8 protein-coding genes are annotated in these 13,727 nt (G+C 66.7%); 2 read left to right on the top strand and 6 right to left on the bottom strand.

The features are described from left to right. Positions 1-119: 119 nt before the first annotated feature. The 3 genes from SH412_RS25085 to SH412_RS25075 all read right to left on the bottom strand — a co-directional run bounded on the left by SH412_RS25085 (position 120) and on the right by SH412_RS25075 (position 3,967). Positions 120-2,471 (bottom strand): hypothetical protein, encoded by a 2,352-nt coding sequence (locus SH412_RS25085; protein WP_336520775.1) that lies wholly within the window; start codon positions 2,469-2,471, stop codon positions 120-122. Beyond that, the gene (locus SH412_RS25080; protein WP_336520774.1) at positions 2,468-2,830 is read right to left on the bottom strand and encodes a PadR family transcriptional regulator; all 363 of its coding nucleotides are present in this window, start codon (positions 2,828-2,830) and stop codon (positions 2,468-2,470) included. The genes SH412_RS25085 and SH412_RS25080 overlap by 4 nt, the downstream gene beginning before the upstream one ends. Before the next feature lie 255 nt (positions 2,831-3,085). Further along, a complete protein-coding gene (locus SH412_RS25075; protein WP_336520773.1) occupies positions 3,086-3,967 on the bottom strand; it encodes a cyanophycinase in 882 nt (293 codons plus the stop codon). 268 nt (positions 3,968-4,235) lie between these two features. Between SH412_RS25075 and SH412_RS25070 the strand changes: the two genes are divergently transcribed. After that, complete coding sequence (locus SH412_RS25070; protein WP_336520772.1) at positions 4,236-5,126, top strand: alpha/beta hydrolase; 891 nt, start codon at positions 4,236-4,238, stop codon at positions 5,124-5,126. A 162-nt stretch (positions 5,127-5,288) separates the two neighbouring features. On the opposite strand, the gene SH412_RS25065 is transcribed toward SH412_RS25070, so the two are convergent. From SH412_RS25065 to SH412_RS25055, 3 genes are all read right to left on the bottom strand, one after another. Then, the gene (locus tag SH412_RS25065; RefSeq protein ID WP_336520771.1) at positions 5,289-5,759 is read right to left on the bottom strand and encodes a hypothetical protein; all 471 of its coding nucleotides are present in this window, start codon (positions 5,757-5,759) and stop codon (positions 5,289-5,291) included. 206 nt (positions 5,760-5,965) lie between these two features. Continuing rightward, positions 5,966-8,431, bottom strand: coding sequence for a family 16 glycoside hydrolase (locus SH412_RS25060; protein ID WP_336524180.1), 2,466 nt, complete (start codon positions 8,429-8,431; stop codon positions 5,966-5,968). Positions 8,432-8,471: 40 nt separating this feature from the next. Further along, positions 8,472-13,037, bottom strand: coding sequence for an outer membrane protein assembly factor BamB family protein (locus SH412_RS25055; RefSeq protein WP_336520770.1), 4,566 nt, complete (start codon positions 13,035-13,037; stop codon positions 8,472-8,474). 386 nt (positions 13,038-13,423) lie between these two features. Here SH412_RS25055 and SH412_RS25050 point away from each other — a divergent pair, with 386 nt between their 5' ends. Then, complete coding sequence (locus tag SH412_RS25050; protein WP_336520769.1) at positions 13,424-13,654, top strand: hypothetical protein; 231 nt, start codon at positions 13,424-13,426, stop codon at positions 13,652-13,654. Positions 13,655-13,727 lie beyond the last annotated feature (73 nt).

Below are 13,727 nucleotides of genomic sequence, written 5' to 3'. Positions count from 1 at the left end.
GCGATTGATCAGGCAGACGGCCAGGTCGCTTCCGCCGCTGCAGACGCTCCCGTGATCGGGCCGTCTGCGGCGGCGAGATTGGTTGCCCGGCTGGAGGCCGAGCTCACGGGGCACGCGGTTCAGTCAGGCCTGGCTTCGGCCGGCTCGTCCGCATACGCCCCCGCCGGCGGATAGAGCACCCAGTCGCCGCTCGTCGGAATGCTCCCCGGCGCCGCGGCCCCCGGCACTCCGCCGTCATCGACGCCGTCCGGGCCGATCGAGTAGATCACCGGTCCGGCGTCGGTCGCCTTCCATCGCAACGACTGCTGCGGTACGAACGGATCGGCAATCTGCGACTCCGCTGCCGGCAGATCGAGATCCTCCGCCGACTGCGGGACCTCTCCCGTCCGCCGACGGATCTGCTCGGCCCGAAACGCCAGCATCAACGCGCGGTAAGTGACCGCCCGCTGCACGCCGTGCGGAAGAGGGTCGCCGACCAGCATCGCGGGCGGCATGACGACCGCCAGCACCGGCAGCAGTCGGCTTCGCCGGACGGGATCATTCGCGATGGCGTCATAGAGTTTTCGGTATTCGGCGACATCCAGACTGCGATCGGTCTGCGGGATGCGATCAAGTGCATCGTTCAGTTCGTCAAACACCAGCAGCGCTTCCCGGAGCGACGCGACGCTGTTTGCCACCCGGACCGTGACGGTTTCACGCCTGACGTCGGACCACCAGGAGATATTGCGCGGATCCGGCGCAAGTAACTTGAGCTCCGGAATCCGCTCATTGGTCACGTACGGAGAGATCAGGAGCTCCACGCCGCGGGGCGCCAGTTGCGCCGAATCCAGACCGCCGCCGGCATAACAGGACTCCAGCGTGATTCGCCCGATTTGACGGTCGAGCGTCCGATCCAGCCGTCGAATCTTCGGTACGGCCTCCCGGAGCCGTTCCAGATCGGCATCGGACAGTTGGCGTCCCAGACGCGACAGCACGACTCCCGCCTGACGGCAGGCGATGGATTTCCAGGCGGCGGCCACGAGCTGATTCACCAGGAAGGCATTCTCCGTCGCCACCTGGTTCGCCATACGTTTCTGGGCGTCGAGCAGGTCGAGTGCGGTTGCGGCGTCCTCAGCCCGGATGGCGTCCCAGCAGGCGGTCTGCAGGAGTACGCCGGCCAGCGACAGATCCTGAATCTGCGGCACTAGAATGGATATCGGCGGCTTGCCAGGAGCGAAGTAGTCAACCGCATGGACTTCGGTCCCGCGGTGGATCGCTTTGAGCCACGCGTCGTTCTCCGGGTCGCGATAGACGTACCCGAGGTATTGCTGCTCCGTCCCCTGCAACATGAGCGGCAGCAGGCGCCGATTGCTGTCGAGAAACTCGCTCGCCACGTTCCACCCGGGATGGGCCAGTCCCGTCATGGCGGCCTCCCGAAGTTCTGACTCGCCGACACCGGGCCGGATGCGCTGCAGTTCCGTCAGCACCTTGCGATAGTACGGCCACGCGGCCCCGGCTTCCCGATGCTGCCGACCGACCACGTCCATTTCGCCAATGAAATCCGGTATCGGCGCCGGCGTCGCCAGGCGGAACCGCGCCCAGAGCGTCCCGCAGTAAACAACGAACAGGCAGACCGCCACTGCCGAAACCTGCCGGCTCCGCCGCCACGCCTGCCAGGCCAGCGGACGCAGCCGGATCCGAGCCCGCCGGATCAGCCCCGCGACCTCCCGCGGCGTACCAAACTCCTCGACCAGCTCTGCCACGGGCCGACCGGCCTTCACTCCATCCTGAAAATGAGCGAGCAGCTCGCTGGCGACCAGCGCTTTTTCCTGCGGCCACAGCCCGCTCCGCCGGACGACATCCGCCACCCGGTCCATGGCCGCAACTGGCAGCGATTGCTCGGCCAGTGTTTCGGAAAGCGTCGCCATTGCATCGGCTGGCGTGCCCGGTAGAACGAGTAATCCCGCGTCTCCCGCTAACAGTACCTGCTCCTGATCGATCACCGGGTTCCGCCGGCTCAGCCAACCGAAGTTCGGCAGCCAGCCGCGCCGCTCGATCGCCCCTCGCAACCGGCTCGTCGCGATGGCGCGGTCCCCGTATTGCCTCAGCCGCTCGGCGATTGCGGACGCCTCAAGTCCCTGGTCGGCGAGCAGTCGTGCGACGCCCGTCAGTTCGCTGATCCACGCCCGCCGTTCGGAACGCTGCCAGCGCCACCAGCACCACGGGCCGACCACCAGGGCGATCGGTCCAAGCAGCAGCGAAACGATCGTCAGCAGCCGCCAGGGCCAGATCGCCGACCGTCGAGGAAGTTTGCGACTCCCCGAGACCTCCAGAATCGCTGTCCCGACCTCAGTCGGCAGCCCCGTCTCCTGCACGGCGTATTCCGGACTGAGCCGCTGGACCGGCAATGTCGAAAACCAGTCCTGCAAACGGGTAAACGCCAGCCGTTGCCAGAACGCCCCCCAGGTTCTGCGTTGAGGAGAACCGCTCATGCGAGCCCCCCTTCCCAGTTCAGCCGCTGTGTCGTCAGGACGCCGAGTTGCGTCATCGCCTTGCAGACGTTCTGCCACTGCTCGACATCCCGCGCCAGCCGCTGCTGGCCCTTCGCCGTCAGCCGGTAATACCGCCGGTTGCGTCCGTTCGGGGCCGCCGCCTCGTACGATTCGACCAGCGTCTGCGACTCCAGGTTGTAGAGCAGGGGATACAGCGTCGACTGCCCCATCTCCAGCACCCCCGCAGTCCGCGTCGCCAGCAGATCGACCAGCTCGTACCCATACTTTGGACCGTCTTCCAGCAGCTTCAAGACCGCCAGCGGCCCGGCCCCCCGCATCAGTTCCCGCTCGATCCGCATGATCCCGCTCCCTACACGGCCACACACACTCTGTGTAGCATAGTATGCGGCGGATTGACGTGGTCAAGAGGATTTCCCGGAAAAAGGGGACGCCGACACGTCCCTCTGCCCCACAGGCCTCGAACTCGCAGAGGTCCAAAGCCCTCGACGGGGCGGACGAATGTCGCCCAGCGGCGTAAGCCCTGGGCGAGCCCGTGCGACGCAGAACGCTCATTCGACATTCCGCCTTCGACATTCGTCATTTTCGCCCGGACGCTACTTCCCCTGCCCGCGCTTCAAATCGAACGTCACTCGCCGCGCACTCGGCCGGCTGATCACCAGCTCGGCCTCTTCGCCGTCTTCCAGACGATGGACCGTCACCCCGCCCCGTGTCGTCGTCGGTCCCACGCAAACGGCGACCCGGCCTTTGCCGATCACCCGCAATTCATTGCCGCTGAGTACGATCCCCGTGTCTTCATCCAGGCCGATACCGAAGTACCGCGGGTGGCCTTCCAATACCCCCAGCAGCCGGGGAAACCGCCCGCGCTCCGAGAAGTGCTGATCGACGACCAGCCGCTGAGCGAGCCCGAAGCCGCGATCGGTGGCGGCCAGCGTCGCGGAACCGTCCCGGATCATCAGTCCCGAGACGACCGACGCCCCCGCCGACGTCCCACCGACCGCCCCGCCTCGCTCCAGCACCGTCCGCAGAAGCTGCTCGACTCGTCGCCCCCCATAACGATACGTCAGCCGCGCCTGAGCGCCGCCGCCGATCCAGACGCCGGTCGCGACCTCCAGAATCTTGCAGAACTCGGGATCGTCTGCTTCATCGGGATCGTCGGTATGCAGGAAGTCGAACGACGTCACGTCGTAGTTCATCCAGCCTTCGTACGCATCCGTGTAGCTCTCATCGTCGTCGAATGGATAGGCCGAGGGAATCAGCACCAGCCGGGCCTGCTTGCCCCCGGCAATCCGCACGAACTCGTTGCAGACGTCGTCGATATGCTCGCCGCCCCCGTGCAGCACGAGCGTCCCGCCCCGTTCCATGGCGGCATTCGGGAGACCGAAGACATTCTCCTCGGGGGCATCCACAATGTCCGCCGCCAGCAACGGAACCGCGCAGCACCCGAGCCACAGAATCACCCAGCCGGTCAGTCGCATAGGAGCACCTTGAGCAAACGCAGAACTTCCTTGTACCGAGATTCCACCACGTGCGACCGACGTCGACAATGCCAGATTCCGCAACGATAGCAGACACGTAAGGGGGGCTGGATGCATCGGGATTCACCGAAGCGAATGAAGTCCACGATTCAGCGACAGAAGTCCCCTCCAGCTCGGCGCCGCCGCCGCGGTTGCTCCCGCTCCCTGCCCGGCTTACGCTGTCCGAAGTTGCCTGCCTCGCCTGCGCGAAACTTCGGAGACGCCTGCCATGCCGCGGACTTTGCTCACCTTTGCAATCACGCTCCTGTCCCTCGCCCTGGGAACGGGGATCGACCTTGCCCGCGCGGCCGACGACTACAAGCTCGGTCCCGATTCCGAACCGCAGGCCGGCGTTCCCACAGGGAAAATCGTCCAGGGCCAGTGGGTCAGCGAGAAGACCTATCCGGGAACCGAACGGGACTACTGGATCTACCTCCCCGCCCAGTATGACGGTTCGCAGCCCGCCGCCCTGATGGTCTTCCAGGACGGCGGCAACTACCAGAATCCCAAGGGCCAGTTCCGCGTCCCGGTCGTCTTCGACAATCTGATCCACAAACAGGAGATGCCGGTCACAATCGGCGTGTTCCTCAACCCGGGCCAGATCCCCGCCGCTCAGCCCGACCAGAAGCCGCGCAGCAATCGCAGCTTCGAGTACGACAGCCTCGGCGGCGAATACGCCCGCTTTCTGATTGAAGAAGTCCTCCCCGGTCTGCAGGAGCGACACAATTTCCGCGTCACCGACAACCCCGATCTGCGGGCCATCGGTGGCATCAGCTCGGGGGGGATCTGCGCCTTCACCGTCGCCTGGGAGCGCCCCGATTCGTTCCGCAAAGTCCTGAGCCACGTCGGCAGCTTCACGAACATCCGCGGCGGCCACGTCTACCCCGCTCTGATCCGCAAGACCGACCCCAAGCCGCTCCGCATCTTCCTGCAGGAGGGCTCAAACGACCTCGACAACCTCCACGGTAACTGGCCCTTGGCCAATCAGCAGATGGCGGCGTCGCTCAAGTTTGCCAAGTACGACTACCGGTTCGACTACGGCGACGGCGGCCACAACGGCAAGCACGGCGGCGCGATCCTCCCCGACTCCCTCCGCTGGCTCTGGCGCGACACGAAGTAGAGCCCTCTTAGCCCCCGTCCCGCGGCCGGGGGCATCTTCTCCGCCATCCCGGAGGAATGCTGAAGCATCCTTACCCCGCCACGCGGGAACGCTCGTCGGAAAGCAACGCCGGCCCAACGGGCCACGCCGTCCATCCCGGGCAGTCGCCCAGTCTGGAATCGCTCAGTCGATCTTGTCGATGAGCGCGCCAATCTCCTCCGCCCTCTCGCGGAAGTCGTCGATCGATGACGCGAGCGGAAAGAGCGACTGCCGCACGCCCTCGGCCGTGTAGGGGACCTCCACCCACTCGGCCTTCAGACGCTCCACAACTCGCTCCGTACCATCCCAATTCCTGAAGGTGGAGGACACCAGATGCGCTCCACTCCCCCCGAAGTCCTGAAAGTTGACGACGTCGTCGCCCCCATACCAATCATGACCGGCGTAATAGACCGCCGGATCATCGACTCCTACGACGATCGCATTGCCGCTGCCGCCGATTGTGCCGACAACGTACCAGCCGAAGACGTTCAGCCACCCGCCGGGGCCAGCGCCTTCCATGTTTTCGCCATTGAGGTCATCGTCATCGCACCAGTTGACTTGGTCTGGTGCGCCCGCCAGCGCGTCCCGCTTCCGTCGAATCTCTTCGGGCACCATAGTTGTGTCTCCTGGGGGGGAACGGCAACGTGCATGCCCGCACGGTACGGGGCGTGAATGAGGCGGTCAACGCGAAGTTGCGCGGACTGAATTCACTGGCTGGACCACGCCCCCGTCTGGAGCTCCTGTGGGATGTCTTCCCGGTCCGCTCTGCGCCTCAGCGCGAGAACTTCTGTGCGATCGACCATCGGCCAGCCCAGCCGCCCCTACTTCAGCGGCACTATCAGCACCCGGCGGTAGTTGATCCCCCCGGCAACTCCATCCAGCGCCACATGCCCCGTCAACGCCGCCGTCTCGCTGATTGCCTTCGCCTTCAGCACGACCACTTCATTGATCGTCGCCGTCACGTCCTCACCCACGACCCGCAGCTTCAGCGTGTTCCACTGTCCCGCGGCCTGTGAGGCGTTCGTCAGCGGCGCTTCCTGACCGAACAGCGACCCCGTCGAGTACTGATCCACACCCTTGCCCGCATCGGATGCGAGCTGGATCTTGAACCCGGTCTTGAACGGATCCCCCTGCCCCGGATAGCGAAAGTAGATCCCCCCCTGCCCCGTCGCCCCGGTCACCTGCCACTCGCAGCTCAGCTCGAAGTCCCCGTACATCTCCCGCGAGACCGCATAGGACCTCTCGAATCGTCCGGCCTCCGCCCGCAGTTCGCCCTCCTTGTCACGCCCCCACTTCCGATTCCCCCGCAGCTCCCACGACAGCCGGTCGTACAGGCCCGCTTTCAGCTTCCCGGCCGTCGCGTGCGCCGCGGTTCCCGATCCGTGCTGCAGGACTTCATCCACGAAGGCCGTCCCCTCCGCCAGGTTTCCGCGGTCGAACTCGGCCCCCCCCTGCCGCACCAGCCGGGCGAACCACTCCTCGCGGAACTGGCTGCCTTCATCACCCGCCGCCGCCAGCCGGCTCGACGCGACCTTCTCGTACCGGCGGGGCGTGAAGGAGAGATAGACGCCGATCCGCAGAGCATCCTGCGGCGTTGGCTCCGGGCGGCTCAGCAGGTACAGCTCCACCACTTCCGCCGGCGGAAGTTCCGAAAGGGGCTTGGCCAGCTCGGAGGTCTTTGTCTTCAGCACCAGTCTCTGATTCTCAAAGCGGACGAATTCGACCCTCGTCGTTCCGTACGGGACTTCGTCGCCAGGCTTCAGCCTGGACAGACTCTCCAGCACCCCGGCCCAGAATTCGCGAATCAGAGTGATCGCCGCAAGATCCCGCTGCAGCAGATCGCGCTCGCCCGCCAGTTCCCGCTGCTCCAGGGAGCTTCGCACCAGCTTTTGCGCCGCCGGAAACTGGCGGGCTGCGATGAGCTTTTCCAGCTCGCGCCAATGCCGCGTATACGGCAGCGGCAGCGAACGGGGATCGACGGGGGCCGGAACGTCGACCGGCTTCGCTTCCGTCGCCGCCACCGCGGGCTTCAGGACCAGTGGGTCGCCGTGCCACGTCCGACCCCAGCCGGGTCCCCTGCGCAGCCGCGTAACGAACAGATCTTCCGCAGCTCCCTGGCCAGTCCAGAACAGCCACTGTTCGTCCTCGCTGACCCACCACGAGCGTGCGCCGGCGTCCGCCAGCGGGACCGGCAGCTCGACTTCGGCGATCGATTCCGGTTCTCCAAACGACTGCCTGAGCGAACCGCGACGGCGCCGGTGAACCTCGCGTCCGTCAAACGTGTATTGCCGCAGGGCGTCGGGTGACAGGCAGGCATGCGCCCCCGGCAGATCGTATCCCATTGGTTTGCCGAAGGATTTCTCGACCGCCTTGCGGCTCGCCGTGAATCCCGCAGGCGTCCCGTCGCCGTCCGCCGTCCAGTAGATTCTCAGCCCGTCCCCGGACAACTGAGCGCTCCGCCAGACCGCCCGGCTCTGATCGTCAAACACGAGGGGCTTGCGGTCCCCGAACTCTCCGGCAAGATCCCTGCGCTGCAGTCCCCAGACGCGCGACCGCTCCGGAAGCAGATACGCCAGCAGCAGACCATCCGCCGACAGCGACGGACTCGCCGCTCGATCCGCCCCGCGGGACAGCGCCACCTGCCGCGGCGCGTCGAAATGATGTCCCGGTCCCGGGCGCGTCGCGACGTAGATCGCACGGCCTGCAGGGCGGTCGCTGGCGAACGCGATCGTCAGGCCGTCGACCGAGACGAACGGGTCGGCGTCGCGCGCCGGCGAATTGAGCGATGCCAGCGGCGTCGATTCGCCCGGCGCCAGCCTGCTCAGCGGCGCCTCGACGGCGGGGACCTGCCCTTCCGGGACAGGCAGGCCGGAATCGAACTGCACCTCGCGGATCTCCGGCGTCAGCGCCCGCTCCGATTGATCCGCGGCCCCCGCGCGAGAGACCGTGATGCGCCAGGCGCCGTCGGGCAGATGCACCACGCAAGGCGTGACCAGCGGTTGATCTTCGGCCGCTACGGCCTCGATGCCGTTCACGAAAACGGTCCAGCCGGGTTCTGCGGTCAGAACGCGCAGTGCGGTGACGCTCCCCGCCGGCAACGCCTGATCGCGCGGATTGGTCACGGGAGGCGTTGGATCGTCGGCAGGCGCAACCGCCTGGGCAGACTCGTCGAGAGTCTTCTCCTCTGGGGCGCCGCAGCCCGCCAGAGTTGCGACCAGCACGACCTGGCCCCAGCTTCGCCGGTCGAGGCGCAGCCGCCGGATCTGAATCAGAACGTCCGCGAGCATCCCGCGCAAAGTAACCGCCTCCTGCCCGTGGAGAAACGACTCACGGCGACTTGTCGTCGAAATGGATCTCGAAACTCCAGTTCATCATCTGCAGCGTCAGATCCTGCGCGCCGGGCTCGTAGTTCAGCGAGAAGTAAGAGGCGGCGGAGTTCTCGCCGGATTCATAGAGCTTTCGCCCGTCCCGCTTGTCGAGGATCACGATCGCCAGCCGCTGACCCGGAACGCTGCCGCCCAGTTGGAACTGGCGAGACGCCGCCGCCAGCACGGGAGACCAGGGAGCCTGACCCAGGTCGTAAGAATTCCAGCCGAGCGACGCCTGCCACAGCACGTTGTGCGTCGCGGCGTCGAGCATGATCGCGGTGGCGTCCAGCGGCACCTGCTGATGCGGACTGTCGGGAATCACGCGGACCTGCGTCTGCAGATCCGTGCCGCACAACAGCAGCAGGCGATCGCCATGCGGCTGGACCAGCAGGACCGGAATCTCCGCAGCGCCAAACTTGACCGGCAATTGCTGATTCCAGCGGGGCTGACCATCATCCAGTCCCCAAGCGGTCAACTCGCCCGAAGCATCGACGACGAGAATCTCCGCGGACGTTTCCTGAACCCAGGGCCGCCCCGTCGCTTTCAGGTCGCGGGTCCACTCCGTCTTCCCGCTGGCCAGATTCAGCAGTTGCCAGCTCTGACCCTGCGGTTGCTGATCTTGAGGCGGCTGTACCGTCTGCAGCAGGACCCGACACCCCGCGGACCAGAGCACGTTCCCGCGCGGCAGTCGGCGCTGCTCCAATGGCGTGCCGTCCGCCACTCGAAAGGCCTGCAGCGGCGCTCCATCCGGAGCCCCCGCAAACTCCTGAGACTGCAGCAGAACCTGCTCGTCATCCACGAACGACGAAGTCCACGGCGGAACGTCGTACCGGACCCACTCCAGCCGTCCCGTCAGCAGGTCCAACGCCCCCAGCTCCCGCCCGGCCGCATAGATCAACGCGTCCGACGTCACGCCCAGAACATCCCCCGACGAATTCCGCAGGATCTGCCGACCCTGGTTGACCCGCACGACGCGGGCTCGCTGACCGATGTCTCCGCTCCGCCGACGCGCCAGAGAATGCACCCAGAGCTTGCGAGGAGCGCCCGGCCCGGAAACATCGAACGCAACCAGATGCGTCTCCAGCACCAGCACCAGAAAATCGCCGCGCATCCGCACGAAAGCCTGATCCGGTGAGTTCAACCCGAACGGCATCGTCTCCTCGGCAGGGGGGACGAGGACGGCCCATTGCGACTCACCCTTGCCATTGCGGGCCTTCAAGTACGGTTCCCCCCCCTCCAGGGCGAGCTCAAACGACCAGCCTCGCGACTCTTCGCTCATCGAAACGACCGGCAGTCGCAGACTCCGCAACAGCGGCGTCCGGCCCGTCACGCGCCGCAGCTCGGCGGCCCCGGACGGCCAGGCGAGCGATTCGGCCCCCGCCGCCTCAAAGTCCGCAGAGGCCAGCCACGCCTCGGCCAGTTGCCCCCCGGTCTTCCCGTTGAGACAAACTTGATCGGGAGCTTGATCCTTCAGCCTGCGAATCCAGAACCTGGCCGCATCGAAGCGCTTGTTCTCCAGAGCCCGGGCGGCGAATCGGGCGACCGCCGGGCCGAACAGCTCCGGATTCGGAGAGTCCGCGACACCGGCCCAGGCCAGCGACCACGCCAGCCCCTGCGTCTCCGAGGACAGGGCCTCGGCAGCCTGCAGCCGGAACGGGCTTGCCTCGGGCAGATCTCCCAGCAGCCGCAACCAACGCTGCAGCTCCGCCGGGTCTCGCTCCTGAGCCGCCGCGGCCCGCAACAGGTCCTGAATCTCCCCCCGTGCGATCACCTGATCGCCCGCGGAAAGCCCGGCCAGAAGCGTCTGAATCCGACCCCGCACAACGCGATGCCCGCGCACCATCCAGTCGGGAGTCAGTGACTCCAGTCGTTCCTCAAAGCCGGAGTTCTGCGCCAGCCGCAGGTAAGCCCGCAACGCTTCAAGCCCTTCCCCGCCACGCTCCAGGTTTTCCGCCAGCACTCGCAGAAACTGATCCCGCTGAGGCCCCGGCGCCGTCAAAGCCTCGATCTCGGCGGCCAGCCCGCGATTCCGTTCGAAATCCGTCCGGATGGCCTCGAGCATCACGCCGGCGAGCACGCTCTTGACCTGCTGGTCGGGTCGCGCCGCCAGCGATTCCCGCAGATCCTGCACCCCCCCCGCCGTATCGCCGCGATGCAGTCGCAGTTCGCCCCGCCGGGCGAGTGCGCCGGCGTCCGGCGGCTCGTGCCGCAGACCCGTCGCAATCTGCTGCTCCAGTTCGGCCAGCGGCGCAAAGGCCGCAATTTCGCCGGCCGAGAGCGAAACCAGCCGACCCTCGCCCGCCGCCAGATTGCCCGGCAGCGCCTCGCCCGCCAATCGGCTCCGCGCCAGCACTCTCCCCGTCCGAACATCCAGCGTCAGCAGCTCGCCCGTCGACAGCGGCAGCAGATAACGATCCCCCAGATTCAAACCCCGTCCCGACGGCATCGGAACCGGCAGCGGCTCCGCCCAGGCTTCGCTCCCATCCTCCAGCCGGACCGTCCAGACCGAGCTGCGACCCACCACCAGCACCAGACCCTCCTGCACCGCCCCCACGTACAACCCGTCCTCCCGCGGACGGCTCCACACCAGCTCTCCGCGATCCAGATCGACGCAATGCAGCAAGGCGGAATCGCGCGGCGTCAGAATCACCCGGTTCCCCGCAATCAGCACCGTCTCATCCTGCCAGCGATCGGCAGGACCGACGCGACCCCCGGGGACGACCGCTCCCCTCGGAGCAAACGGCTGATCCGGCGCTTCCCGTCGCATCCCGACCCGAATCTCCGACTCGTACTCGTACAGCCAGCGCAGCATCCGACCGGCCGGTTCGACGCAGACCACCGCCCCGGCGGACGTCGGGCAGACCAGCAGCCCCTCAGCCCCGGACGGACTCAAATCCGTCCAGCGACGGAACGGATGAGTTCCAATCTCCTGCAGCGGATCCGGTCGCATCAACCCCTGAGACCACTTCAGCTCAACCCCCTGCTCGTTCGACGCCAGGCACAGCAGCAGAATCTCTCCCGAGGATTCGCTCAGCACATACAGCAGATCGTCCACCGGCAGCGGCGCCCCGAGAAACCAGGACCCCGTAAACTGCGGATCGTGCTGCGAACGCGTGCCGCCGATCTCCCACGCAATCCGACCACCCCCCAGCTCGTACGCGACCAGACGATTGACCAGTTGATCCGTCGTCACCCGCAGATTCCCGACATTCCCTGTGCTGACGAACTGCGGCTCCTCGAGTGCGTAGACGAATCGCCCGTCCGAACTCAGCACGCCCGCCGCGCCGTTCTCAAACGACTGCGACTTCAAGACCCCCTCGAACATCCCTCCCAGGTCATCCAGCGCCTGAGCATCGAAATCCACCCCCAGCGTCCGGACGGCTTGACGAACGTCCGGATTCTCCAGCGCCCCGCGCCACGCCAGCCCCCCCGTCGCCGCGTCGACGGCGGTCACGTCGTTGACCGTCCGGTAGACGATCCGGTCCCCGACAACCAGCGGCCGCGCCGACGGAATGGCAGGCACGCGATCCGCCTGCAGCCCGTCGCGCGCCGCCTGAATCTGCCGCTGCAGGAGCTCGCGAATCCGCTCCCTCATCTCCGGCGCCGCGTCCGGACGGACGTAAGCCAGCGTCGAGACCTTCCACTCTTCGCCACCCGCCGGCGAAACTTCGGCCGCCACCGCATTTCGCGTGGCATCCCCCAGCGACATCGACCACGTCGCGACCGGCGCCCGCACCGACCCGACCGGCGGAGCCACCTCCTGCAGCCAGCCTGCCGCCTGCTCCGGCCGCTCAAACCACGCGATCTCCCGCCCCGCCAGCTTCAGCGGAACCCCGCCGGCCGCCGCGTGCGCCGCGCGGATCAGCTTCACCGCCTGATCACGCTCACCCCCCTGCCACGCCGCAATCGCCGCCCGGGCGGTCAGGACCGCTTTCAATTCGCCCGACGTCGGAAGCGCGGCAAGCTGCTCGTAGGACCGCCGGGCGGCGAGAAACCGACCGTCGTCATAAGCCCGGTCCGCCAGCCACCGCTGCGCCGCCACCCCCGCCTCCGTCATCGGCGACGCGCGGACCAGCGCCTCGACCCCCGCGAGATCGTCCCGCTGGCGCGCTTCCGCGAAGGCGTCGCTCGCAGAGATTCCATACAGCAGCTCGTAAGACTTCCGCCCTTCCTCCGGCAGTTCCGCCAGCAGCCGACGCGCCTCCCGCTTCAGCGTCGTCAAACCCGGCTCGTCGTCGGCTTTCACCGGCGGGAAAACGCCACGCCGGACCGATCGCAGAAAGTAGTCTTCCGGCTCGCTCAGAATCCGCTGCAGGTTGCGAATCGCTTCGGAATAATCCTTGCCGTCAATCTGCTCCCGGGCTTCATCGTAGGCCCGCAGCAGCTCGTGCCGCGGCATCAGGTACGGATCGGCCGGCTCCTCCGGCCCGTTCTGCGGGCGCAGAATAAGCTGCCCGGCGGCCGGCGCGCAGCAGGTCCACCCCAGGACGCAGACAAGTCCGATCCGACAGACCAGCCGAGACATAACGCTCTCCGCAGAGGGAGTCCCGCACCCCCGGACGACTCCCCCCGTCCATTTTCACCACCTCACAGGATACGCGAATTCCCCCTTCGCCGCGATGATTCCGACTGTCCACGCAGCCAGAGGCACCATCTCCAGTCCCCTCTCCCGCTGTCTTCAACGGGAGAGGGGAGGGTGAGGGTCGTCGAAAGCGCCGAAACGTCGCCCACGAAGAAAATCCACCCCACCCCGCATTCGCTCTTCCAACGCAGAAGCCGGAGAGCGAACCGAAGACACCCGTCACCACCCCGACCGCCAACGCAGCCGTCCGTGGAAAGCACGTGTGCCACGGCTGTGCCAGCCGTGCGAGCGCTCCAACCCACTCGCAAACCATCCCGCCCGACACCCCCGTGGCACACGCAACCAATCCCTCAACAGCCAGCGACTCTCCGTCGGGCGAAGGCCCGCTGCGCATCCGCGCGAATGCCCCGAAGATCTCCATGGACGCCGCGGGCGCCGACCTCTTCAAGAACGAGCCGATGCCCGACGACAACCAAGGCCAACTTGCGATCGGGACGTTCCTCCCCCAATACCGCGCCCAGTACCGCGGCATCAGGTCGCTGCTGATGACGCCGAACTGACGGAAGCGGCTGAGGACCAGTGACTGTTCGGGGCGGCGTGGAACAGCGACTTGCGGCGAAACGTGGAACGATC

This window comes from Planctellipticum variicoloris (assembly GCF_030622045.1).
Classification (GTDB): Bacteria; Planctomycetota; Planctomycetia; order Planctomycetales; family Planctomycetaceae; genus Planctellipticum; species Planctellipticum variicoloris.
Note: the sequence above shows the minus strand (reverse complement) of the source record. Positions and strands in the feature narration are given on the sequence as shown.

What these genes read in the sequence shown, in the direction of transcription:
- SH412_RS25085 (WP_336520775.1), bottom strand. Translation starts at nt 2,471, where the DNA reads ATGAGCGGTTCTCCTCAACGCAGAACCTGGGGGGCGTTCTGGCAACGG.
- SH412_RS25080 (WP_336520774.1), bottom strand. Translation starts at nt 2,830, where the DNA reads ATGCGGATCGAGCGGGAACTGATGCGGGGGGCCGGGCCGCTGGCGGTC.
- SH412_RS25075 (WP_336520773.1), bottom strand. Translation starts at nt 3,967, where the DNA reads ATGCGACTGACCGGCTGGGTGATTCTGTGGCTCGGGTGCTGCGCGGTT.
- SH412_RS25070 (WP_336520772.1), top strand. Translation starts at nt 4,236, where the DNA reads ATGCCGCGGACTTTGCTCACCTTTGCAATCACGCTCCTGTCCCTCGCC.
- SH412_RS25065 (WP_336520771.1), bottom strand. Translation starts at nt 5,759, where the DNA reads ATGGTGCCCGAAGAGATTCGACGGAAGCGGGACGCGCTGGCGGGCGCA.
- SH412_RS25060 (WP_336524180.1), bottom strand. Translation starts at nt 8,431, where the DNA reads ATGCTCGCGGACGTTCTGATTCAGATCCGGCGGCTGCGCCTCGACCGG.
- SH412_RS25055 (WP_336520770.1), bottom strand. Translation starts at nt 13,037, where the DNA reads ATGTCTCGGCTGGTCTGTCGGATCGGACTTGTCTGCGTCCTGGGGTGG.